Genomic DNA, 21,032 nt, shown 5'->3' with positions numbered 1-21,032 from the left:
GGCTTACGGGACCCGACGGATCACGGGCAGCAGCGGCCGTCCTCGTGATGGGGCGACAGCGCCTCGATGATGCGGCACTCCGCGATCCGGCCGCCGCGCCGGCACTGGTGGGCCAGCCGATCCAGCTCCTCGCGCAGGCGCTCCAGATCGGCGATCTTCCGCTCCACCTCGTGAAGCTGTTCGAGCACCAGGGCGTCGACCTCTCCGCAAGGGCGGTCCGGCTGGTCCGCCAGGTCCAGCATCGCCCGGACGGTCTCCAGCGGAAAGCCGAGATCGCGCACCCGCCGGACGAAGGTCAGCCGCCGCACATGGTCGTGGCCGTAGCTGCGGTAGTTCCCCGCCGTGCGGGCCGGGGCCGGCAGGATGCCGATCTTCTCATAGAAGCGGATGGTCTCGACCTTGGTGCCGGTCAGCTTGCCGAGCGCGCCGATGGACAGATCCTGCTGCACCATCACAAAACCCCTTTTGACCCTGTAGTCACTCCAGGGTTCATGATAGCGCAAGACGGGCGGGCGCGCATCCGTCGCCGAACGGGACCTCATCCTTCCGCCGCAACGGCGCGCTTCAGGACCTCGAAAACGCGCGGATCGTTCATCTGGGCGACGTTGAACCGCAGACAGCCGGCGGCCGATTGGTTCACGCTGAAGACGTTGCCCGGCGCGAGGACCACCCCCTCGTCCAGCGCCGCCCGTGCCGCGTCCGCCGCGTCCCGGCCGTCCGGCAAGCTGCACCAGAGATAGAAGCCGCCGCGCGGCATCAGCCAGGGGTGAAGGCCGATGGCCGCCAGCCGGTCCGCCGTCTCGCGCCGCGCCCGAGTCAGCCGGCGGCGGAGCCCGTCGAGATGCTTGCGATAACCGGCGTCGCCGAGGGTCGCGAAGACGAGTTCGGCGGCGACCGGGCTCGGGCCGCCGAAGTTCGTCGCGACCTGCAGATCGACCAGCGCCTCCACCCAGTCCGGCCGCGCCGCGAGGTAACCGCAGCGGACCGAGGCGGAGAGCGTTTTCGAGAAGCTGCCGATCCGGATGACCTGGGTCAGCCCGTCCAGGACGGCGAGGCGCGGCGAGGGGTCCGGTTCGAATCCGGCGAAGATGTCGTCCTCGACGATGGTGACGTCATGGGCGGCGGCGGCTTTGAGCAGCCGGTGCGCCGTCTGCGGCGCCATCGTCGCGCCGGTGGGGTTGTGGAGCGCCGAGTTGGTGATGTAGAGGCGTGGGCGGTGCTCGGCCAGCGCCTCGGCGAAGAGCGCGGTGTCCGGCCCGTGCGGCGTGTAGGGAACGCCGACGATGCGGACCTGATGGGCGCGCAGCAGGGCCTGGAAGTTGAAGTAGCAGGGGTCGTCGACCAGCACCGCGTCGCCGGAGCGCAGCAGGAAGCGGCAGATCAGGTCGATCGCCTGGGTTCCCGAACCGGTCAGGAGGATCTGGTCGGGACCCGCCGCGATCCCCTCTTCCGCGAACTGGCGCGCCAGGAGCCTGCGCAGGGCGAGCGAGCCGCGCGTGCTTCCATAGTCCGCCAGCACCGCGTCGTCGGCGTGCGCGAGGCGGCGGATGGCGCGGCGCAGGGCGGCGTTGGGCATCCAGTCCGCCGGCAGCCATCCGCATCCGGGCTTCAGCATCTCCGCGCCGGCGTCGAGCGACTGGCGCGACACCCAGAAGGGATCGATGGCCCGGTCGCGGCGCGGTTCGGCCTCGGCCAGGGCCAGCGGCGGCAGGGCTCCGGAGACGTAGAAGCCGGAACCGGGCCGCGAGCGGATCACGCCTTCCGCAGCGAGACGGTCGAAGGCCTCCACCACCGTGGACGGCGACACGCCCATGGTGCTGGCGAAGCGGCGGATCGAGGGCAGCCGGTCCCCCGGAGACAGCCGGCGGTCGGCCATCCTCTGGCGGATCGCGTCCATCACCTCCATGGTCCGTGTGCCAATTCTGCTCGTCATCACGCCGCCTCCGGCATCTGTAGCGCTCTCAGTACCAGTACAGTTTGGCAAAATTGTATTGGACTGTCGCTGTCTCCGCCAGCACCCGCCGCGCTAGGTTGGCCCAGCGATGGACACAGGACCGGAAAGGGTTATGGGATGCGGTGGGCGACGGGGGGCTGGGGCAGCGGGTTGCTGGGTGTGCTCATTTTCAGCGGATCGCTGCCGGCGACGCGCGTCGCGGTGGGCAGCTTCACGCCCCTGTTCCTGACGTCGGCGCGGGCTCTGATCGCCGCCGTGCTGGCGGGCGCCCTGCTGGCCCTGCTGCGCCAGGCCCGTCCGCTGCGCCGCGACCTCGCGCCGCTCGCCGTGGTGGCGCTCGGCGTGGTCGTCGGCTTCCCGCTGCTCACCGCGCTGGCGCTTCGGCACATCACCTCCGCGCATTCCATGGTCTTTATCGGCCTCCTGCCGCTCTCCACGGCGCTGTTCGGCGTGCTGCGCGGCCGGGAGCGGCCGAAGCCGGTCTTCTGGCTGTTCTCGGGTCTGGGCAGCCTCGCCGTCGTCGGCTTCGCCCTGGCGCAGGGCGGCGGCGCGTCGCTCACCGGGGCGGGCCTGATGGTGGCGGCCATCCTGCTCTGCGGACTGGGCTACGCCGAGGGCGCGGTGCTGTCGCGCCGCCTCGGTGGCTGGCAGGTCATTTCCTGGGCGCTTGTGCTGACGATGCCGGTGATGGCGGGGACGGCGCTCGCGACGATGCCGGACGCCTGGGCGGGCATCGGGGCTCCGGCCTGGATCGGCCTCGCCTACGTCTCCGTCTTCAGCATGCTGGTCGGCTTCGTCTTCTGGTACCGGGGCCTTGCGCTCGGCGGCATCGCCGGGGTCGGGCAGTTGCAGCTGCTCCAACCGTTTTTCGGGCTGTCGCTGGCGGGACTCCTGCTCAACGAGCCCGTGGCCTGGAGCATGATCGCCGTGACCGGGCTGATCGTGCTGTGCGTCGCCGGAGCGAAACGTTTCGCGTGAGCGGCGACGCCAACGCCCTCGGCCGATCCTTCCCGGTTTGGAACCTTGGCCTATGGCTATTGGTCTAACAAATCGTTTCTCGCCGTGCCCCCCTGATCAGCTTAAAGTGGCGTTCCGCTGTGCACCAATGGTCACGCCCCTGTTGTCGGGGGGAATGAGAACAGGAAGGACGGAACGTCTGCGCATGTCCAACGAGACCGACATCTCCGCCGCTCCCGAATTCCTCGCCAGCGGCGGCGAGATGGGTGCGCAGATGCGCGCGTTCGACTGGGCGTCGACGGCGCTCGGCCCGCCCGAGGACTGGCCACGCAGCCTGAAGACCGCGGTTCGGATCATGCTGACCTCCCGCCAGCCGATCTGGATCGGCTGGGGGCAGGATCTCATCTACCTCTACAACGACCCCTACAAGTCGATCATCGGCGGCAAGCACCCCTGGGCGCTCGGCCGTCCGACGTCGGTCGTCTGGCGGGAGATCTGGCGCGACATCGGCCCGATGCTGGCGACCGCCATGACGGGCGACGAGGGGACCTACGTCGAGGGGCAGCTCCTTCTGATGGAGCGCAACGGCTATCCGGAGGAGACCTACTACACCTTCTCCTACAGCCCGGTGCCCGACGACGACGGCAGCCCCGGCGGCATCATCTGCGCCAACACCGACGACACGCAACGGATCATCGGCGAGCGGCAGCTCACCCTGCTGCGCGATCTGGCCGCCGGCGTCGCCGACGCCCGGACCCTGCCGGAGGTGTGCGAGCGCAGCGCCCAGGCGCTCGCCACCAACCCGCGGGACATGCCCTTCGCGCTGCTCTACGTGGCCGAGCCGGATGGGGCCAGCGCCACCCTCGCCGGGTCCTGCGGCATCGGACGCGGCCATCCGGCGGCTCCGGAAACGCTGGCGGTGGACGGCACGTCGGTGTGGCCCTTCACCCCGACGCTCCATGACCCGGTGCTGGTCGGCGATCTGGCGGCGACGTTCGGCGCCGACCTGCCGCCCGGCGTCTGGCGCCGCCCCCCCACCCAGGCCGCCGCGATCCCGGTCCCGGCCAGCGGCGAGGCGGGCCGGGCGGGTCTTCTCGTCGTCGGCCTGAACCCGTTCCGCCTGTTCGACGACGATTACCGGCGCTTCCTCGGACTGGTGGCGGGGCAGATCGCCGCCGCCATCACCAACGTCCAGACCTATGAGGCCGAGCGCCGGCGGGCCGAGATGCTGGCCGAGATCGACCGCGCCAAGACGGTGTTCTTCTCGAACATCAGCCACGAGTTCCGCACGCCGCTGACCCTGATGCTGGGGCCGCTGGAGGAGGTGTTGCAGGCCGCGCCGGAACGGATGCCGGACCACCGCGAGGATCTGATGGTGGTCCATCGCAACGGGCAGCGCCTGCTCAAACTCGTCAACGCGCTCCTGGATTTCTCGCGCATCGAGGCCGGTCGGACCCAGGCGCGTTACGAGCCGACCGACCTCGCCGTCTTGACCGCCGAACTGGCGAGCGGCTTCCGCTCGGCCTGCGAGAGGGCCGGCCTGCGCCTCACCGTCGATTGCGCGCCGTTGCCCGCGCCGATCCACGTCGACCGGAGCATGTGGGAGACGGTGGTCCTCAACCTGCTGTCGAACGCCTTCAAATTCACCTTCGAAGGCGGGATCGCGGTCTCGCTGAGGCCGGTCGACGGGGGCGCCGAACTGGTGGTGCGCGATTCCGGTACGGGCATCCTGGAATCCGAACTGCCGCGCCTGTTCGAGCGCTTCCACCGGGTGGAGGGCGCGCGGGGGCGCAGCCACGAGGGCACCGGCATCGGCTTGGCGCTCGTCCAGGAACTCATCAAATTGCATGGCGGCACGATCCGGGTCGAGAGCGAAATGGGGCGCGGTTCGGCCTTCATCATCGCCCTTCCGTTCGGCACCGCCCATCTGCCGCAGGAGCGCGTCCTGTCGGAGCCGACCGGCGCCCCGACCGGGGTGCGCACGCAAACCTATGTCGAGGAGGCGTTGCGCTGGCTGCACGGGTCGGCGGCGTCCGAAGGCGAAGCGCCCGCCCCGTTCTTCGGCGCCGGGGAGACGGTGGTGGCGCGGGAGGCGGGCGAGTGTCCGCGTCTCCTGCTGGCCGACGACAACGCCGACATGCGCGATTATGTGAGCCGCCTGCTGAATGGCCGCTACGTCGTCGAGGCCGTGCCCGATGGTCAGGCCGCCCTGGCGGCAATCCGCGCGACCCGTCCGGATCTCGTTCTGACCGACATCATGATGCCCGTTCTGGACGGCTTCGGGCTGCTGCGCGCGATCCGCGAGGATACCGACCTGCGCGACCTGCCGGTCATCCTGCTGTCGGCCCGCGCGGGCGAGGAGGCGAGCGTCGAGGGGTTGTCGGCCGGCGCCGACGATTATCTGGTGAAGCCGTTCTCGGCACGCGAACTGATCGCCCGCGTCGATACCGCCCTGGCGATGGTGCGCATGCGCCGCGAGGCGGACAACGCGCTGCGCGAAAGCGAGGTGCGTTTCCGGAATCTGGCCGACCACGCCCCGGTGATGGTCTGGGTCACCGAACTCGACGCCTCCTGCTCCTATCTCAACAAATCCTGGTACGAGTTCACCGGCCAGACTCCCGAGACGGGGTTGGGCTTCGGCTGGCTGGACGCCATTCATCCCGACGACCGGCAGGTCGCCGCGGACGTGTTCCTGGACGCCAACACCCGGCATGAGCCGTTCCGGATGGAATACCGGCTGCGGCGGTCCGATGGGGTCTACCGCTGGGCGATCGACGCCGCCGCCCCGCGCTTCGCCGCGGACGGCGGGTTCCTCGGCTACATCGGTTCGGTGATCGACATCTCCGAGCGCAGGGAGATCGAGGACGCCCAGCGGCGGCTCAACGACGTGTTGGAGCAGCGCATCGCGTCGGCGATCGCCGAGCGGGAGCAGGTCGAGGCGCAGCTTCGCCAAGCCCAGAAAATGGACGCGGTCGGCAAGCTGACCGGCGGGGTGGCGCACGACTTCAACAATCTTCTCCAGGTGATTTCCGGCAACCTCCAACTGCTGGCGAAGGACGTCGCGGGAAACGGTCGCGCCGAACAGCGGCTGCAGAACGCGCTGAGCGGCGTCAGCCGGGGGTCGAAGCTGGTCGCCCAGCTTCTCGCCTTCGGCCGCCGCCAGCCCCTGGCCCCCCGCGTGGTCAACCTGGGCCGGCTCGTCCGCGGTCTCGACGAGATGCTGCGCCGCGTGCTTGGCGAGGGCGTCGAGATCGAGACCATGATCACGGGCGGCCTGTGGACCACCTTCGCCGACGAAAGCCAGGTCGAGAACGCGCTGCTCAATCTGGCGATCAACGCCCGCGACGCCATGAACGGCCACGGCCGGCTGACCATCGAGGCCGGCAACGCCTTCCTCGACGATCCCTACGCCGCCCGGCACGCCGAGGTGACGCCCGGCCAGTACGTCATGCTGGCGGTGACGGACACCGGCTGCGGCATTCCGCCCGACGTGATAGACCACGTCTTCGAACCGTTCTTCACGACCAAGCCGGAAGGGCAGGGCACCGGCCTCGGCCTCAGCATGGTCTACGGCTTCGTCAAGCAGTCGGGCGGGCACGTCAAGATCTACAGCGAGTCCGGCCAGGGCACCACGGTCCGCGTGTATCTGCCGCGCGCGCATCAGACCGAGGACGTTGTGACGGTGATCGACGACGGGCCGGAGGCGGGCGGATCGGAAACCGTGCTGGTGGTCGAGGACGACGACGACGTGCGGGCGACCGTGGTCGAGATGATGGCCGATCTCGGTTACCGTGTGCTCAAGGCTCGGGACGCGCAGAGCGCGCTGGCCATCGTGGAAAGCGGCGTGCCGATCGACCTGCTGTTCACCGACGTCGTCATGCCGGGGCCTCTGCGCAGCCCGGACCTGGCGCGCCGCGCGAAGGAGCGTCTGCCGGGGATCGCGGTCCTGTTCACCTCGGGATACACCGAGAACGCGATCGTGCATGGCGGACGGCTCGATCTCGGCGTCGAACTGCTGAGCAAACCCTACACCCGCGAGGCGCTGTCCCGCAAAGTCCGGCATGTCCTGCGCAACCAGCAGCAGAGGTCGCAAGGGACATCCGGAGGTCGGGCTGCACCGAAGCCGTTTGCGGAACCCGCTGCGGCGACGGTGGACAACCATCAGGGCTTGCGCGTGCTTCTGGTGGAGGACGATGCGTTGATCCGCCTCGTCACGGTGGAGATGCTGACCGGCCTCGGGCATTCGGTCGTCGAAGCCGCCAACGCCGAGGAGGCCGTGTCGATCGCCGAGATGCAGCCCGTCGACGTGCTGCTGACGGACATCAGCCTGCCGGGAATGTCGGGAGAGCATCTGGCTGTCGCGCTGCGAAAACGTCACCCGGCTCTGCCGGTCGTGTTCGCGTCGGGAGCCGACCGGGCGCCCGACGGCGGCGTCCATCTGCCGAAGCCCTACGACGACGCAGCCTTGGCCGAGGCGCTGGACAAAGCGGTGAAGCCGCCCCGCTGAGCGGCCTTTCCGTCGCCGGAGATTACAGCCGGGCCGAGCCCCGGCGCACCAGCCGGGGGCGGGGCGGTGCAGGACCGGGCGACCTGCGGCTCGGCGAGGCGGCGTTCCAGCATGCCCATCAGGGTCGCCATGATAATGTCCACAAGGTTGTGAACGGTCGTCAGGGCGAAGCTCGGCCAGGCGGCCATCGGCACGTCGTCGAAGCCGACGATCGAGACATCCTCAGGCACCCGCAGGCCGAGCGCGGTGCGCGCCGCGTCCAGCGCGCCGAAGGCCATGACGATGCCGACGAGGTTGGTGCGCTGGGTCGTCAGGCTGCGCGCGATGGCGTTCGGACGGTAGGCCAGACGCTCCGCCGCCTCCAGGACGCGGGCGCGCATCTGCGGCGAGACGCTGGCCTCGTCGGTGAAGCAGCGCGAGACCGCGGATTGCGACACCCCGGCCAGCTTGGTCACCCCCTGGCTTTGCCCCGCCGTTCGAGACGGGGCGGAGCGTCGTCCGGGCGACCCTATACCCGGACACCTTCCGTCCCGACACTGCGGACTTGAGGAAAGACGTGGTGGCCTCCCGTCATGGCGTCAGGAACAGGGCCGAGGTCCAGACCCGCGACTGGTCACGCTGGCGCGCGGTCAGAAACAGCGGATGCTCGCGGCCCGGCGCGAGGCCGAGGTCGGCGAGGGGGATGCGCCCGGCAAGGTCGCGGGGCAGCGGCGCCTCGGTGATGCGCTCCACCGTCACCTCCAGCTCGGTGCCGGGCAGGGTGTGGGTGACCCGTCCGGCGCCCGCGTCCGCCAGCAGCGCGTCGCCATCGATGTCCAAAATCGCTTCGGGGGCGTGCGGGTTGGGCGGCGGGGTCAGCGGGTTGCCGACCTTCACATAGGTGCCGATGGCGAGCCGCACCTGGATGCGCGCGCCAGCCAGCCGCGACAGCGCCAGCTCCACGCCGTCGCTGTCGCCGTGGGTGACGGTGCGGATGGCGACGGTGGTCGCGTCGCGGCGCCAGCAGCCCTGCTCCGGATGGTCGAAGCCGAAGGGCTCGACCCGCTGCACGGCGGCGCCGGTGACAGTGATCCCGCCGTCCCAATAGGCGCCGCGGTAGCGGTCCTTGATGCGGGCGCCGCCCAGCCGAAGGCGGATCGTCGTTTCCGACAGGCCGAGTTCGCGGTGCAGGTCGCGTTCCCACACCAGCCGGTCGCCGTCGAACAGCCGCAGATTTTCCCATCCCCGGTCGCCGAGCAGGCGGTAGTCCACCTTATCGCCCGCCGTGGCCCGCACCACCTCGCCCATCCAGCGGTCGCCGAGCCGCAGGCTGGCGAAGCTGCGCTCCCCGGTCGTCGCGAAGGTCCGCCGCGCCCGCAGCGCTTGGCCCACCGTCTTGCGGTCCAGCCGGTCGGCGAGGACGCCGGTCAGCCCGCCGCGCGCCCCGAACACCGCGGTCGCCGGGGCCCCGCCGCCGCAGCGCCCTTGATGCTCGTCGCTGCTCGCCGAGGCGCCGAGCCGGTAACCGCGGGCCAGCGCCTCCGCATAGACCCAGTGGAACTGGCCCCAGGCCGAGCCGATCTCGATCAGCCGCTCCAGTTCCGGGTGGTGCCAATCGAGGTTGCAGCGCCGACCGCCGACATGGGGGATCAGCAGATGCCCTTCCGGGTCGTCCTGATAGGCGGCGTAGAGGTCGTCGAGCGGCCAAGCGCCGGGGCGCAGCGCGCCGCGGGTCGACTCGTTCCACTCGAAGGAGCGCACCGGCTGCCCCCGCGCGTCCGCCGGGAAGAGCGGCGGACCGTCGCGCAGGAAGATCACGTTGTGGTCGCCGCCCGCCGCGGAGTTGCCGCACCATTCCGTGCCGGGGTAGCAGACGAAGCGGCCCGGCTCGTTGCAACGGTCGATCAGGCCAACCGCCTCGGTCCAAGCGCGCTCCGTCACGTTGAAGTCGTTGGCGGTGTAGCCCAGCACGTCCAGACCGGCCACGTCGCGCCCGTAGGACAGGTTGTAGGCGGTGTCGTTGGTGCCCACCGTGTCGTTGGAATGGACGTGCAGGTCGGCGTAGACGGCGCGCGGCGCCCCGTCCTCCGCGGTGATGAAGGCTTCGGCGGAAGCGAGGCCCGGCGCCGTCGCGGCGATCCGCCATTCCCCGGCGCCGAGATCGAGCGCCTCGCGCCGGACCAGCCAGCCATTCGCCTGCGGATCGGGGGCCAGCGCGACCGTCCGCGTGCTCTCGCCGTCCGGTCCGGTCATGCTGAGCACAGCGTCCAGCGTGGCGTCGAGGCAGCAGTTGCCCCAGGCATCGTCGGCGCGCAGCAGCAGCGACGCCGGGCCGGGGGCGATCAGGCGCGGCGCGACCAGCCGCAGGGCGGCGGGAGCGCCCGGCACGATGTCGATCACGCAGTCGCCCGGCACCTCGGCGTATTTCTGGCTGCCCAGCGGGTCGATGAAGACGCGGAAGCGGAAGCCCTGCTCGACGAAGGTCTGCACCCGCGTGCCCGGCCCGCCCTGGCGCCGGTCGCCCAGCCGGATCGCGATGCGGTCACCGGGATTCAGATAGCCGTCGATCACGTCGATGATAATGGCCTTCTGGTAGGGCCGCTCGTGCCCCTTCTGGTCGAAGCGCACCTTCAGCGCCTGCACGGTCGCCGGGCTCTGCCCCGGCACCAGCGGTCCCGCCTCATACTCGGCGGAGACGAAGTTGGCCGCCGTGGGGTCGCTGGTCTGGAACAGCGCCCAGTCCGAATAGAACTTCATCGCCAGCTTGATCCCCGCCCCGTCGGCGAGACCCGACCCGCCGACCTCGTAGACCAGCGTCACCTCGGTCCACTCGCCGGCCACCAGCCGCCGGTGGGAGCAGGTCGTGGCGCCGAGGAAGGGACGGGCCTTGTTCCGCTCGTAAAGGCCGGCGGGGGCGATGTGGCCGGCGGGGACGGGATCGCTCATGGGACGGGACCTCGGGCAAGGGGGGCGGCGCACCGCGACGGCTAATACATTGCATAACAAGTTCGATGATACAATATAAGACATGCGGGGCGTTCCACCGGATGGCGATACGGTGGGGTGGTGAGTGGGCGCTTGAGCGGCCCGGGCTCCGGTGGCATCAAGGCGCGGAGAGATTCGCCACGGACGGGGAGGGGGCGGTGGCCTCGATGCGGGACAGTTTGGTGCGGGAGAACGCGACGGCCCTCTACCGGCAGATCGCCGACCGCCTGCGCGAGGAGATCGCCGCGGGCCGGTTCGAGCCGTCGGGCCGCCTGCCGAGCGAGAGCGAGATCGGCATCCGCTTCGCCGTCAGCCGGGTCACGGTCCGCCTCGCGCTCGACCGGCTGGAGACGGAAGGGCTGATCGAGCGGCGGAAGGGCAAGGGCACCTTCACGGCGGGCAAGCGGGTCCGCCATCCGCTGGACCGGCTGCGCAGCTTCCACGAATCCCTGCGCCTCCAGGGGCTGAACGCCGGCATGCGTCATCTGTCGGCCGGAATGACGGCCACGCCGCCGGACCTGACGGACCAGTTCGGCCCGCGCTGCCTGGAGGTGGCCCGCCTGCATCTGGTGGACGGGGAGCCGGTGGCGCTGGGGCGCAGCCTGCTGTCTGCGGAACTGGCGGGGGTCGATTGGGCGGCGGTTGGGCAGAAGCCGGTCTACGCCATCCTCAGGGAGGTCACCGGCAAGCCGGTGGTCGGTGCCGACGTCGAGGTCAAGGCCGAGGCTGCCGGTGCGTCCATCGCCGAACCGCTCGGCGGGACGGTGGGGATGCCGGTGCTGGTGATGATCCGGCGGTCATTCTTCGCGGACGGCGCCTGCGCCGACCATGCCGTCTTCCACGTCCGTCCGGAGCGCTACAGCTTCGTTCTGTCCCACCGCTGGGAGGGGTGAGGCGCTACGGCCGAGGCGCGGCCGGGGCCGGTCAGCGCAGCGCCTCGGCGCAGCCGTCGAGGCCGAGCCCGCGGCACAGCGCTTGGGCCAGCAGGCGACCGTCGGGATTGTCCGGCCCAAGCGTGCCGGGCGGACGCCCCAGCAGCGGGTAGAGCATCATGCCGCCCTGCGGGTCCTGCGCGACGTTCCGGGCGAGTTGCTCCGCCAGCGGCACCGTGTAGGTCGGCCCGCCGAGCTGGCTCGGCGGAACCTGGACGCCGAGGGCGAGCGGCCCCTTCCAGACCTGCCGGTACGCCTGCCAGGCCTGCCAGGGATCGAAGGTCGGGCCGCCCTCGTAGGCCATGATGGAGACGAGGTCGATCGCCGCCGCCTGCGGGGAGCGCAGCAGGTTGAGCATCGACCCGGTGTGTGGGCCGCGCGGCGGGGCGTCCCGGAACGCCCCCTCGCCATAGGCCCCGATGCTCCAGCCCGGCACGGTCAGCAGCAGGGGGCGCGGGAAGGCGCTGCGGAAACGCGCCACCAGATCCTGCCACGCCGCGTCGGACAGGCAGCGCACCCGCCCCGGCGGCCGGACGGAGCAGCCGGGCATCTCCGGCTCGTAATCCAGATCCACACCGTCGACGCCCAGATCCCCAACCAGCCGAACCAGGGCGCCGAGGTTCAGCGCATCCCAGTTTGCGTAGTTGGCCCCGCCGACGGCGAGCAGCACGCGGGTGCCCGGCTGGCGCTGTTTCAGAAGCGCGATGGCGTCCCTCAGCACCGTGCCGGAAAAGCCGTACTGCAGGCCGGTCCCCTTGAGGTCGAGGCGGTCGAGATAGACGGCGTCCGGCCGGGCGAAGGACAGGGCGACCACGTTCATGTAGCCGGGGAGAGCCGCCAGCGTCGTCGCGGCCGGTCCGGTGGCCGGGCGCTCGTACCAGCTGTCGTGGTAGACGAGCAGGGGGCGCGTCGGCAACGCCTCCGTCCCCGCATTCGCTGTGCCACCCGCCAGAAGCGCGGCGGCGAGGGCCAGAGCGCCTAGAACACGTCGCGCCCGAACAGGCCGGTGGTCACGGTGCTGATGATGATCTTCGCATCGAGCCATAGCGACCAGTTCTCGATGTAGTGAATGTCCATGTCAACCCCGACGCGCGCCTTCTCGACCGTGTGGATGCCGCCGCGCATGCCGTTGATCTGGGCCCAGCCGGTGATCCCCGGCTTGACGCGGCTGCGCGCCGCATACTCGCGCGCGACCTCGGCGTAGCGCTGGTTGCCGACCCGCATGTTCGGGACGTGGGCGCGCGGGCCGACCACCGACATGTCGCCGGCCAGGACGTTGAAGAGCTGGGGCAACTCGTCGATGCTGGTCCGGCGGAGGAAGCGGCCGACGCGGGTGATCCGCGGGTTGTCGCGGCTGGTGCCGACGGCGCCGTCGTCGCTGTTGTCCACCTTCATCGTGCGGAACTTCAGCATCGTGAAGGGGCGGTTGTTGAAACCCACGCGGGTCTGCCGGAAGATGATCGGTCCCGGCGAGTCCAGGCGGACCGCGATCGCTGCGGCCAGCATGAAGGGCGCGGCGACGAGCAGGCCCAGCCCGGCGACGACGACGTCCTCGATCCGCTTCACGATGATCTGCATGCCGCGCAGCGGCTGCCGCATCACCAGCAGGGCCGGGATGGCGCCGATGTGCCGCAGGTTGGCGAGCCGCAGCCGGATGCTCTCCTCGTCCAGCGGAATCAGGATGTCGAGGGAGATCATCTGAAGCTGCATGCGCAGGCTGTGGATGCGCATCGCCGCCCGCCAGGGCAGGGCGATGACGACCATGTCCACGCGGTTGTCCGGCAGGAAGCGCTTGAAGTCCGTAAGGTCGCCGGACACCGGGAGGCCGGCCAGGGACGCCGGCCGGCGGTCGCTGTCGCGGTCGTCGAACAGGCCGAGGATGCTGTAGTTCGCCCGGTGCTCCGGCAGGTCCAGATGCGCAATCATCCGCTCCGCCACGTCGGTCGCGCCCAGGATGACGACCCGGCGGCGCAGCACCCCGCGCTCCTCCAGAAGGCGCACGCCCCGCGCCGCCAGGACGCGCCCCGCCCCCAGACAGGCGAGCGCCGTCCCGCCCCACAAAGCGAGCATGTCCGACGGGCCGACCTCCGGTAGGAAGGCCCAGACGAGCAGGGACAGGACGGTCCCGGCCGGCAGCAGGCCGCCGACCACGTCGAGCAACGACTTTCCCCAGTGCCGGTAATTCTCGACACGGTAGGCGCCGATGGTGGTCATGGCGCGCAGATAGACGCCGAGCGTGACGGCCGTGAAGATCACCGCCTGGATGAGCAGACGGCCGTCGTCGAGCGACGTCTCGTCCGTCCGGGCGACCCAGGCGGCCCAAGCGGCAAGTCCGGCGAGCGCCAGCAGGACCCCGTCCGCCCCCTTCACCAGCCGGTTGACCAGCCCATGCGTCCAGTGCAGCCAGCCATCCCGCGCACCGGCGAAGTCGTCCGGAGCCGGAACGGCGCTCTTCGGCAACGCGGCAGGGTCCGGAACGGCGCTTCGCTCCTCGGCCGGAAAACAGACCTGCACGTCGTCGCGCATGGCGGTCTCTTACCCCTGCACGAAGCGGCGGATGATCGGCTTCAACGCCTGCCCCAGCGGATGGGAGCGAAGCCGGCGGGTCAGGCCGGTCTGCCGGATGAACTGCATCGGCGTCCGCGGCGTGCGGAACACGGTGACGGGCTGGCCGAACAACTCGGTGTCACGCACGAAATGGCGCGACGGCACCGCGCCGACCAGCATGGCGCGGTAGCGCCCGGCCCAATCCGGGCGGGCCAGGAGCAGCTTGTTGTCGCCGATGGCGAAGGGGGCCAGGGCACCCGGCCGGTCGGCCATGAAGCGGCACATGCCCTCGGACACGGCGGGGAATTCCGGGTTGAAATAGTCGTCGAGGACGATCACGCCACCGTCGCCCAGGCTGTCGTCGGCGATGCCCAGGTCGTGGCGCGTGATGTCGGCGGTATGGCCGCCGTCGATGCTGAACAGGCGGACCGCGGGACCCAGCCGGTCGGCGAGGCCGGTCCAGGACAGAGCCAGGGAGTTGCCCTTGACGACCTCGACCGACGCCGGTTCGATCCCGAAGCGGACGAGGTTGCCGCGGAAGGCCGTCTCGTCGCCTTGCCCCGACTGGTCGACGTTGAATTGCTGGTCGTCGAACAGGTCGATGGCGAAGGCCCGCTCATCCGCTTTGCGCACGAGCGCCAGCAGGATGAACAGCCGCCCATGGTGAACGCCGATCTCGCCGACGCTCCCCGTCACGCCCTCGGCGTTCTGCCAGACGCCGACGCTGGCGATCAGATTGGCATCCAGGCGCGACAGCCACCCGTCCACACGGCGATGGCCACCATGCACATAGCGGTGCAACGGCGACGCAGATGCTATTGAAGGTTGAGGTGACATGATGACCTCTTACTAACACACTATTTAAAATGGCTTAAGCCAGCATTGGCGACGCCGACGCGATAAATTTTGACAAAGAGTCACAACCGGATTTTCCGAATTTGTCGCATTTCGAAGAATTCCGGAGAGGCGGAGCTTGATGATCCTGTTGCGCTCACCTTGCGGCTCCCCAGCCATGCTCATGATGGGGCGGTCCGACCGTGCATGGCGACCACGTTGCAGAAGTCGGCGGGCACCGTGGCGATCGGCACCAGCCGGCCCTGTTCGAGCCGCCAGAAGCGATAGCCCATCGCCTCCAGCCGCTCCCAGCAGCCGTCGGTGCGCTCGCCGCGGCGGTGCAGGATGGCGCTGTTGACTTCGAACAGGATGGTCGGGTGCCAGCGCTCCAGGCTGCGCCGCGCGCCTTCGACCACCATGGGCTCCGCCCCTTCGACGTCCATCTTGATGCAGTCGATGCGCGGCAGATTGAGCTCCTCGACGAGGCTGTCGAGCGTCACCGTCGCCACCTCCTCGCCCTCCTTGGTCGCGCTGTCGCCCAGCAGGGAGAAGGCCTGGAGGTCGCCGCCCGCCGAGACGTGGTGCAGCACCGCCATCCCGTTCCGGTCGGACAGCGCCTTGCGGACCAGACGCACCGTGGCGAAGCGGTTCAGTGCGACGTTGGCCGCCAGCCGGTCGGCGGCGACGGTGCCTGGCTCCACCGCGACGACGATGCCGTCCGGCCCGGCGAGCCGCGCCGCCTTCAGCGTGTAGAGCCCGATGTTGGCGCCGGCGTCGATGAAGACGGCGCCGGGGGCCACGAACTGGTCGAGTTCGCGCAGCTCCGGTTCCGACCAGTCCCGCAGCACGAAGGAGGTGACCGAGGTGTAGCGCAGGTCCGGCGGCACGCGCAGCTGTTCGCCGCCGGAGGTCAGGCTGAAGCGCGGGCTGCGCTTCAGGGCGACGCAGCCGAGCCAGACGGCGGCGCGGGCGAGGACGGGAACCGGCTCGGCGCGGAAGCCCGGATGGGCCAGCAGGCGGCGCAGGCGGCGGAGGAAGGCCGGGGACGTGGAGGAGGTGGCGGTGGTCATGGCCTTCCCATGCTGAAGACGGGGCGTTTCGGGGAGTTGAATGGGCGCTCAGCGCCGGCTTGCCGGCGGGCGGTGCGCCAGAAGAGGGCGAGCGCCATCACGCTGGCGACCTCGCCCGGCGTGAAGACGACGGAATAGATGGTGGAGGTCGCCAGAGCGAACAGGACGTAGTCGCCCAAGGCCTGGGTCATCGGATCGTCGCCTGTGGCGGCCTTGCGGGCGGTGCGCAGCGCCGCGACGTAGAAGGCCGCGATCAGCACCGCGCCGATGACACCATATTCGAAGACGACGCCGATCCAGCCGATGTCGGCGAGATAGAACTGATCACTGCCCAGGATGTCCGCCAGGGTCACGCTGCTGAAACGGGTGACGGCGCCCACCCCGAGCAGCCAGCGCCAGGGCGTCACCTCCAGGAAGTCGAGCGCCAGGACGATGGAGTTCTGCCGGATCGACAGGGAGGCGCCGAGCATCTGCTCGGCCCGGTTGGCGAGATCCACGCTGTAGATGGCGGCCAGGACGACGGTCGCCAGCAGGGCCGCGCCGACCGCCAGGATGCGCCACCAGCCGCGCGCCGAGGTGATCATGGCGAAGCCGACCACCAGCACCACGCCGCCCAGAACCGTGCGCTGCTTGTAGATCAGGACCATCAGCAGCAGCCCGACCAGCAGCAGGGGGATGGTCCACCATTCCCGATAGGCGCAGAACCGCCGGGACAGGTAGAAGAGGAACAGCACGCCGAAGAACATCGGCATGAAGATGCGATAGCCGCGCTCGAAGTCGTACATCAGCAGCTTGCTCTTCAGCGGGTCGGTGGCGTAGGCCTCCGGCGGGACGACCAGCCACAGAGCGAGCATGACGACGAAGGTGCCGGCGCCGAGCGCGATCAGCGCCCCGCGCACCTGCGGCAGGGTCGGGCGCAGCAGGGTCAGCAGGGCCGCGAGCGAGAAACAATAGGCGAAGGGCCAGACCTTGACCGTGGTCGCCATCGCGTCGGTCAGCCCGTTGCCGAGCTGGACCATGGACACCGCCGGGGTGATCGCCACGAGGTAGGCGAGCAGGGCGATGCACAGCGATTTGAACGGCAGCTCGATCTGCGCCATCGCGTAGACGGCGAGCGGGATGGTCAGGACCGGCCAGCTTTTCGACAGGGCGTAGAGCGGAGGAACATCGACCAGATAATGGAAGCTCTGCCCGAACAGGGGTAGCACCGCCAGCAGGATCATCACCGTCAGGGAGCGGGGCAGGGCACGGCGGGGCGCCGCCGCCCGGACGGGCGACAGGATGCGTCCGCGCTGCCGGGCCCCCAGCTCGACGATCATGGGCGCGCCGCCGGCTTCGGCCGCGTGCGGTCCCGCTGTTCCGCCCACCAGGCTGACAGGGCGATGCCGAGCAGCGGCAGGGATTCCACGAAGACCCGCCGGGCGTGGCCGCGCGGATTCTGGGCCAGCCGGTACAGCCATTCCAGGGCGAGGCGGCGGAACAGGGGAGGGGCGCGCTCGACAAGCCCGGTGACGAACAGCAGCGAGCTGCCGACGCACAGCCCGACGCCGGTGGCCTGCCCGGTGTTCCGGATGGCCAGCGCCAGGCATTCCGACTGTGGCGCGCCGACCGCCAGGAAGACGAAGCGGGCCGGGTGGTCCAGCACGAAGCGGACGCAGCGCTCGACCTCCCGCGGGTCGGCCGAAAAGCCCATCGGCGGCTCGTGCCGGGCCAGCCGGGTCAGCCCGAAGCGGCCGCGCAGGCGGCGCTCCAACTCGTCGTTGCCACCGATCACCGTGATGGAATCGTCCGGCGTGATGACATGCGCGAACAGATGGGCGGTCAGGTCGCTGCCGCTGGCGCTGGGCAACGGCTTGCGGAGCAGCCGGCGGGACAGATGCCGCATGATCTGGCTGTCGCACAGCCGCAGCCACGCGCCGTTGTAGGCGGCGCGGAAGCGGGTATCGTCGCCGCGGTGGAGCCGCACCACATGCTGCGCGTTCGGAGTCACGGCGTAGGCGAAGGGGGCCTCCGGCGCGCGCGCGGCGATGGTCCGCGCAGCACCGGCCACGTCGAGCCGGGTGATGGCGACCCCGAAGACGGTGTCCGTGGGGGCCTGCGTCGGTTGGGTGTCCGGGATCGTCATGGGAAGGTCGTGATGCCTCCGGTCTGACGGCTGATGGTGTAGTTGAACGTGCGCTCGAACGGGACGACGCGGTTGATGAACTGCTCGACCCACAGGCCGGTCTCGGCGATGGAGCTGCGCGGCACGAACAGGATGTCGCCGGCGGCCAGCGGCACGTCGCCGACCGCCGCTCCCGTCTCCAGGAACCGGCGGGTGTCGATGGTGCGCAGCATCGGCTTGTTCTCGGGGTTGCGGCGGATCAGCACCACCTCCTCGTACCGCGCCTCGCGGTCGAAGCCGCCGGCCAGCATGATCGCCTCCATCACGCCGATGCGGCCGTTCAGCAGGTAGGGGCCGGGACGGGCGACGGCGCCGCCGACATAGGCGCGGTTCGACGGGGTCTCCTTCAGCCCGATGCTGACCTGCGGCGCGCGCATCCAGCGCCGCGCGCGCGTCTCGACCACGGAGGCCAGCTCGCCCGGCGTCAGCCCGGCGGCGTCGACCTGACCGGCCATGCGCAGCCCGGCGGAGCCGTCGGGGCCGATCATCACCTCCTCGTCCATGTCGGGGACGAGCATGAACTTGACCTGGAAACGGTCCCCCGGACCCAGCCGGTAGGCCGGCGTGGAATCCTCCCACCGGGCGAAACCCTCGGGCATCGCCTCCCTGGGTGTCACGGACTGGCCGGTGCAGGCGCCGAGCGCCAGCAACGCCGCCAACAGGAAGCCCCGCATCGCGGCCATCCGCCTCACAACCATCTGTAGATCACCTGGGGAATGTGGAAGTGGCGGCCGGTCAGCACCAACCCGACGATGTCGCCGCCGGACGCGAGGATGGAGTCGCGCATCCGGGCCGCGACCGGCGCACGGGTGTGCTCGGCACGGGCGACCAGGATGTTCGCGTCCACCATCGGCGACAGCCGCCGGGCAAGATGGCTGTTCCCGATCGGCGGGGACAGAATCAAAATGATGTCAAAGCGTTGGTTCAGCCGCTCCAGCATCTGGCGCGATTGGGCGATGGGGGTGCGCAGGCTGCCCAGCGCCGATCCCGTCGCCTGCCGCGACACCCAGAGCAGCGGCACGGCGGAGGGCAGCGTTTCGAGGTCGCCGCTCCCCTGCGGGTCGATGGTCGGCAGCCGCTCGCCGGTTCCGGCGTCCGCGTCGCCGTCCGTCTTGTCGTCCGCCCCGGCGTTGATCGCCGCCAGCTGGCCCGTGCCGTCGCCGCAGAGGTCGATGAGCAGCGTCCGCAGGCCCCGCCCCTTGGCGAATTCCAGCGCCAGCCCGCGCGCCACGATGGCGTCGCCGTCGCCGTCGTTGGCGGTCACAAACTGGACAAGGGCCATCGGCTGGTCGTCGACGCCATGGTCGCGCAGCTGGGCGGCCAGATGGATCAGCTCCTGCTGGGCGCCTGGGGAGACCAGCTCGCCGTCGGTGTCGGAGAAGCTGGCGATGGCCGGAACACCCAGGTCGCGCTCGATCTCGTGCGGCAGAATGTAGACTTGGCGCAGCCATGTCGCCAGCACGCCGGCCGCCCCGCCCAGCAGGATGCCGCCGACCAGCCCGGCGATGATGAAGCTCGGCGCCATGCTCGTCCCGGTCGCCGGAGCCACCGCCGGCTGCACGACGCGGACGTTGGAGAAGCGCACCTTGGCGGCCTCCTCCTCGGCGCGGGCGGCCTCGGTGCGCTGGGCATAGTCGCGGTAGATGTCCTCCATCACGCCGCGCGTGCGCTCCAGGTCGCGCAGCTCGCTCTCCGCCTTGCGCAGGCGGCCGACCTTCTCCACCGCCACCGTATGCTGGCGGTTCAGCTCGTCGATCTGCCGGGCCACCGCGTCCTGCTCGATCTCCAACGTCAGCAGATGGTTGCTCAGAAAGGGGATGGTCGGGTTGCGGACCTCGCGCGTGGTGTTGAAGACCGGCTTGTCGCCGCCCTTCATCGACTGCCGGACCGTCCTGATCTTGCGTTCCAGCTCCTGGAGGGGCGGGTAGTCCGGCAGGAATTGGGAGGCCAGCCGGTCGCGCTCCAGCTCCAGGCGGAGCAGCACGTTGCGGTCGTCGTCGTTCTGGTTCTGATTGCTCTGTTCCCTGAAGTCGAACACCCGCTCCGGCAGGGCGGCGAGCCGCTTCTTGGCCGCCGCGACCTCCGCCTGGAGGGCGGCCTGACGCTCCTGGGTCTGCCGGCGGCGCTGCACGATGCTGTCCACCTGGTTGGCGGCGAGCAGGCTTTCCTGCCCGAGATCGACGATGTCGTATTCGGACTTCAGCGCCTGGATCTGCCCCTCGATGCTCTTCAGCTGGTCGGAGTGACGCGCCAGCTCGGAGGCGAGGAAGGGCGAACGCGGGATGTCGAAGATCGCGCGACGGCGCTTCAGGTAGGCATCGGCGAGCGCGTTGACGGTGTCCGCGGCGAGGTCCGGGTCCTCGTGGCTGAAGCTGAGGCGCACAATGTTGGAGGAAGACTGCTGCTCCACCTGAAGGCGGCGCTTGAACTTGTCGATGGCCTTTTCGAGCTGGTCCTGCGGGCTGTCGGCGGGCAGCAGGCCGAAGAGGCGCGGGTGGGCGATCTCCGGGAACAGGGTGACGGGGTCCAGCGCGCTCAGCGTGTCCTCGATCACCCGGCGGCTTTCCAGGATGCGGATCTCGCTGTCCACCGACTTCAGCCCGTCGATCGACAGGACGGAGGGCAGGGTCCCCGCCACATCGCTGATCCCCGCGTGCGAGCGGTCGATCATCATCATGACCAGACTCTCCGCGGCGTAGCGCGTGCGCGCATAGGTGGCGGCGGTCAGTCCGGCGATGATCGAGAGAAGAGCAACGATCAGGATGATACGCTTGTGATAAAAAGCGAGTATCAAGAGGTCGCGCGGTGTAAATGCCGACACACCGCTGGAGAACAGCACGCCATGCGATTGCTGAGCCGGCGAGCCATCCAGCTGATCAGCCGATTGACTCTGCCTGCGATTTTCCAGATGTTGGGACAGCATCTCTTATGGGTACCGTAGCGTGTGGATCGAACTCTTTACCGGTAGGGTTTACCACGCCCGGTGTAGAGCTGTCATGGGGTGGTTGGGGTTTTGAAGCATTTTGTCTCAATTTTTAGTTATTTGCTTTTTGCCGAAACCTCCCACTTTTGGTTGGGTCCCAGGATGCCGGCCCCAGCCCCA

The 21,032-nt window shown here is 69.8% G+C and carries 15 protein-coding genes; 3 read left to right on the top strand and 12 right to left on the bottom strand.

The window, feature by feature from the left end:
- Positions 1-20: 20 nt before the first annotated feature.
- Both JJL56_RS22675 and JJL56_RS22670 read right to left on the bottom strand, forming a co-directional pair.
- The gene (locus JJL56_RS22675) at positions 21-452 is read right to left on the bottom strand and encodes a MerR family transcriptional regulator (protein WP_200486399.1); all 432 of its coding nucleotides are present in this window, start codon (positions 450-452) and stop codon (positions 21-23) included.
- Between the two features lie 86 nt (positions 453-538).
- Positions 539-1,933, bottom strand: coding sequence for an aminotransferase-like domain-containing protein (locus tag JJL56_RS22670; RefSeq protein WP_200486398.1), 1,395 nt, complete (start codon positions 1,931-1,933; stop codon positions 539-541).
- Positions 1,934-2,071: 138 nt separating this feature from the next.
- Between JJL56_RS22670 and JJL56_RS22665 the strand changes: the two genes are divergently transcribed.
- Both JJL56_RS22665 and JJL56_RS22660 read left to right on the top strand, forming a co-directional pair.
- The gene (locus tag JJL56_RS22665) at positions 2,072-2,932 is read left to right on the top strand and encodes a DMT family transporter (RefSeq protein WP_200486397.1); all 861 of its coding nucleotides are present in this window, start codon (positions 2,072-2,074) and stop codon (positions 2,930-2,932) included.
- Positions 2,933-3,116: 184 nt separating this feature from the next.
- Positions 3,117-7,418: a response regulator gene (locus JJL56_RS22660; RefSeq protein WP_247891201.1), complete on the top strand. Its 4,302-nt coding sequence runs from the start codon at positions 3,117-3,119 to the stop codon at positions 7,416-7,418.
- Here the strand turns inward: JJL56_RS22660 and JJL56_RS22655 are convergent.
- Positions 7,361-7,873, bottom strand: a complete 513-nt coding sequence (locus tag JJL56_RS22655; RefSeq protein ID WP_345772623.1) for a substrate-binding domain-containing protein — start codon at positions 7,871-7,873, stop codon at positions 7,361-7,363. The two genes, JJL56_RS22660 and JJL56_RS22655, sit on opposite strands and share 58 nt — an antisense overlap.
- 115 nt (positions 7,874-7,988) lie before the next feature.
- A complete protein-coding gene (locus JJL56_RS33270; RefSeq protein WP_247891200.1) occupies positions 7,989-10,343 on the bottom strand; it encodes a DUF3604 domain-containing protein in 2,355 nt (784 codons plus the stop codon).
- Between the two features lie 206 nt (positions 10,344-10,549).
- Between JJL56_RS33270 and JJL56_RS22645 the strand changes: the two genes are divergently transcribed.
- The gene (locus tag JJL56_RS22645; protein WP_247891199.1) at positions 10,550-11,275 is read left to right on the top strand and encodes a GntR family transcriptional regulator; all 726 of its coding nucleotides are present in this window, start codon (positions 10,550-10,552) and stop codon (positions 11,273-11,275) included.
- Between the two features lie 31 nt (positions 11,276-11,306).
- Here JJL56_RS22645 and JJL56_RS22640 read toward each other — a convergent pair whose 3' ends face one another.
- The 8 genes from JJL56_RS22640 to JJL56_RS33265 all read right to left on the bottom strand — a co-directional run bounded on the left by JJL56_RS22640 (position 11,307) and on the right by JJL56_RS33265 (position 20,723).
- Entirely contained in the window at positions 11,307-12,230 is a 924-nt protein-coding gene (locus JJL56_RS22640) for a glycoside hydrolase family 18 protein (RefSeq protein ID WP_200486394.1), read from the bottom strand.
- Positions 12,231-12,292: 62 nt separating this feature from the next.
- Positions 12,293-13,840, bottom strand: a complete 1,548-nt coding sequence (locus JJL56_RS22635) for an exopolysaccharide biosynthesis polyprenyl glycosylphosphotransferase (protein ID WP_200486393.1) — start codon at positions 13,838-13,840, stop codon at positions 12,293-12,295.
- A gap of 9 nt (positions 13,841-13,849) precedes the next feature.
- A complete protein-coding gene (locus JJL56_RS22630) occupies positions 13,850-14,698 on the bottom strand; it encodes a class I SAM-dependent methyltransferase (RefSeq protein WP_247891198.1) in 849 nt (282 codons plus the stop codon).
- Positions 14,699-14,877: 179 nt separating this feature from the next.
- Positions 14,878-15,765, bottom strand: coding sequence for an FkbM family methyltransferase (locus JJL56_RS22625; protein WP_247891197.1), 888 nt, complete (start codon positions 15,763-15,765; stop codon positions 14,878-14,880).
- Positions 15,762-17,084 carry a hypothetical protein gene (locus tag JJL56_RS22620; protein WP_200486391.1) on the bottom strand — a complete coding sequence of 441 codons (1,323 nt, stop codon included), beginning with the start codon at positions 17,082-17,084 and terminating at the stop codon, positions 15,762-15,764. The genes JJL56_RS22625 and JJL56_RS22620 overlap by 4 nt, the downstream gene beginning before the upstream one ends.
- Positions 17,081-17,890 carry a WecB/TagA/CpsF family glycosyltransferase gene (locus tag JJL56_RS22615; protein ID WP_200486390.1) on the bottom strand — a complete coding sequence of 270 codons (810 nt, stop codon included), beginning with the start codon at positions 17,888-17,890 and terminating at the stop codon, positions 17,081-17,083. The genes JJL56_RS22620 and JJL56_RS22615 overlap by 4 nt, the downstream gene beginning before the upstream one ends.
- Positions 17,887-18,627, bottom strand: a complete 741-nt coding sequence (locus JJL56_RS22610; protein WP_247890312.1) for a polysaccharide biosynthesis/export family protein — start codon at positions 18,625-18,627, stop codon at positions 17,887-17,889. Before JJL56_RS22610 ends, JJL56_RS22615 begins: the two co-directional genes overlap by 4 nt.
- On the bottom strand, positions 18,618-20,723 hold the full coding sequence (locus JJL56_RS33265; RefSeq protein ID WP_200486389.1) for a GumC family protein: 2,106 nt from the start codon (positions 20,721-20,723) through the stop codon (positions 18,618-18,620). Before JJL56_RS33265 ends, JJL56_RS22610 begins: the two co-directional genes overlap by 10 nt.
- Positions 20,724-21,032: the final 309 nt, after the last annotated feature.

The organism is Azospirillum aestuarii (assembly GCF_016632405.1).
Taxonomy (GTDB): domain Bacteria; phylum Pseudomonadota; class Alphaproteobacteria; order Azospirillales; family Azospirillaceae; genus Azospirillum; species Azospirillum aestuarii.
Note: the sequence above shows the minus strand (reverse complement) of the source record. Positions and strands in the feature narration are given on the sequence as shown.

Excerpts from the sequence above, each read along its gene's own strand:
- JJL56_RS22665 (WP_200486397.1), top strand. The coding sequence starts at position 2,072 with ATGCGGTGGGCGACGGGGGGCTGGGGCAGCGGGTTGCTGGGTGTGCTC.
- JJL56_RS22645 (WP_247891199.1), top strand. The coding sequence starts at position 10,550 with ATGCGGGACAGTTTGGTGCGGGAGAACGCGACGGCCCTCTACCGGCAG.
- JJL56_RS22625 (WP_247891197.1), bottom strand. The coding sequence starts at position 15,765 with ATGACCACCGCCACCTCCTCCACGTCCCCGGCCTTCCTCCGCCGCCTG.
- JJL56_RS22630 (WP_247891198.1), bottom strand. The coding sequence starts at position 14,698 with ATGTCACCTCAACCTTCAATAGCATCTGCGTCGCCGTTGCACCGCTAT.
- JJL56_RS22635 (WP_200486393.1), bottom strand. The coding sequence starts at position 13,840 with ATGCGCGACGACGTGCAGGTCTGTTTTCCGGCCGAGGAGCGAAGCGCC.
- JJL56_RS33270 (WP_247891200.1), bottom strand. The coding sequence starts at position 10,343 with ATGAGCGATCCCGTCCCCGCCGGCCACATCGCCCCCGCCGGCCTTTAC.
- JJL56_RS22615 (WP_200486390.1), bottom strand. The coding sequence starts at position 17,890 with ATGACGATCCCGGACACCCAACCGACGCAGGCCCCCACGGACACCGTC.
- JJL56_RS22675 (WP_200486399.1), bottom strand. The coding sequence starts at position 452 with ATGGTGCAGCAGGATCTGTCCATCGGCGCGCTCGGCAAGCTGACCGGC.
- JJL56_RS22610 (WP_247890312.1), bottom strand. The coding sequence starts at position 18,627 with ATGGTTGTGAGGCGGATGGCCGCGATGCGGGGCTTCCTGTTGGCGGCG.
- JJL56_RS22620 (WP_200486391.1), bottom strand. The coding sequence starts at position 17,084 with ATGATCGTCGAGCTGGGGGCCCGGCAGCGCGGACGCATCCTGTCGCCC.
- JJL56_RS22670 (WP_200486398.1), bottom strand. The coding sequence starts at position 1,933 with ATGACGAGCAGAATTGGCACACGGACCATGGAGGTGATGGACGCGATC.
- JJL56_RS22660 (WP_247891201.1), top strand. The coding sequence starts at position 3,117 with ATGTCCAACGAGACCGACATCTCCGCCGCTCCCGAATTCCTCGCCAGC.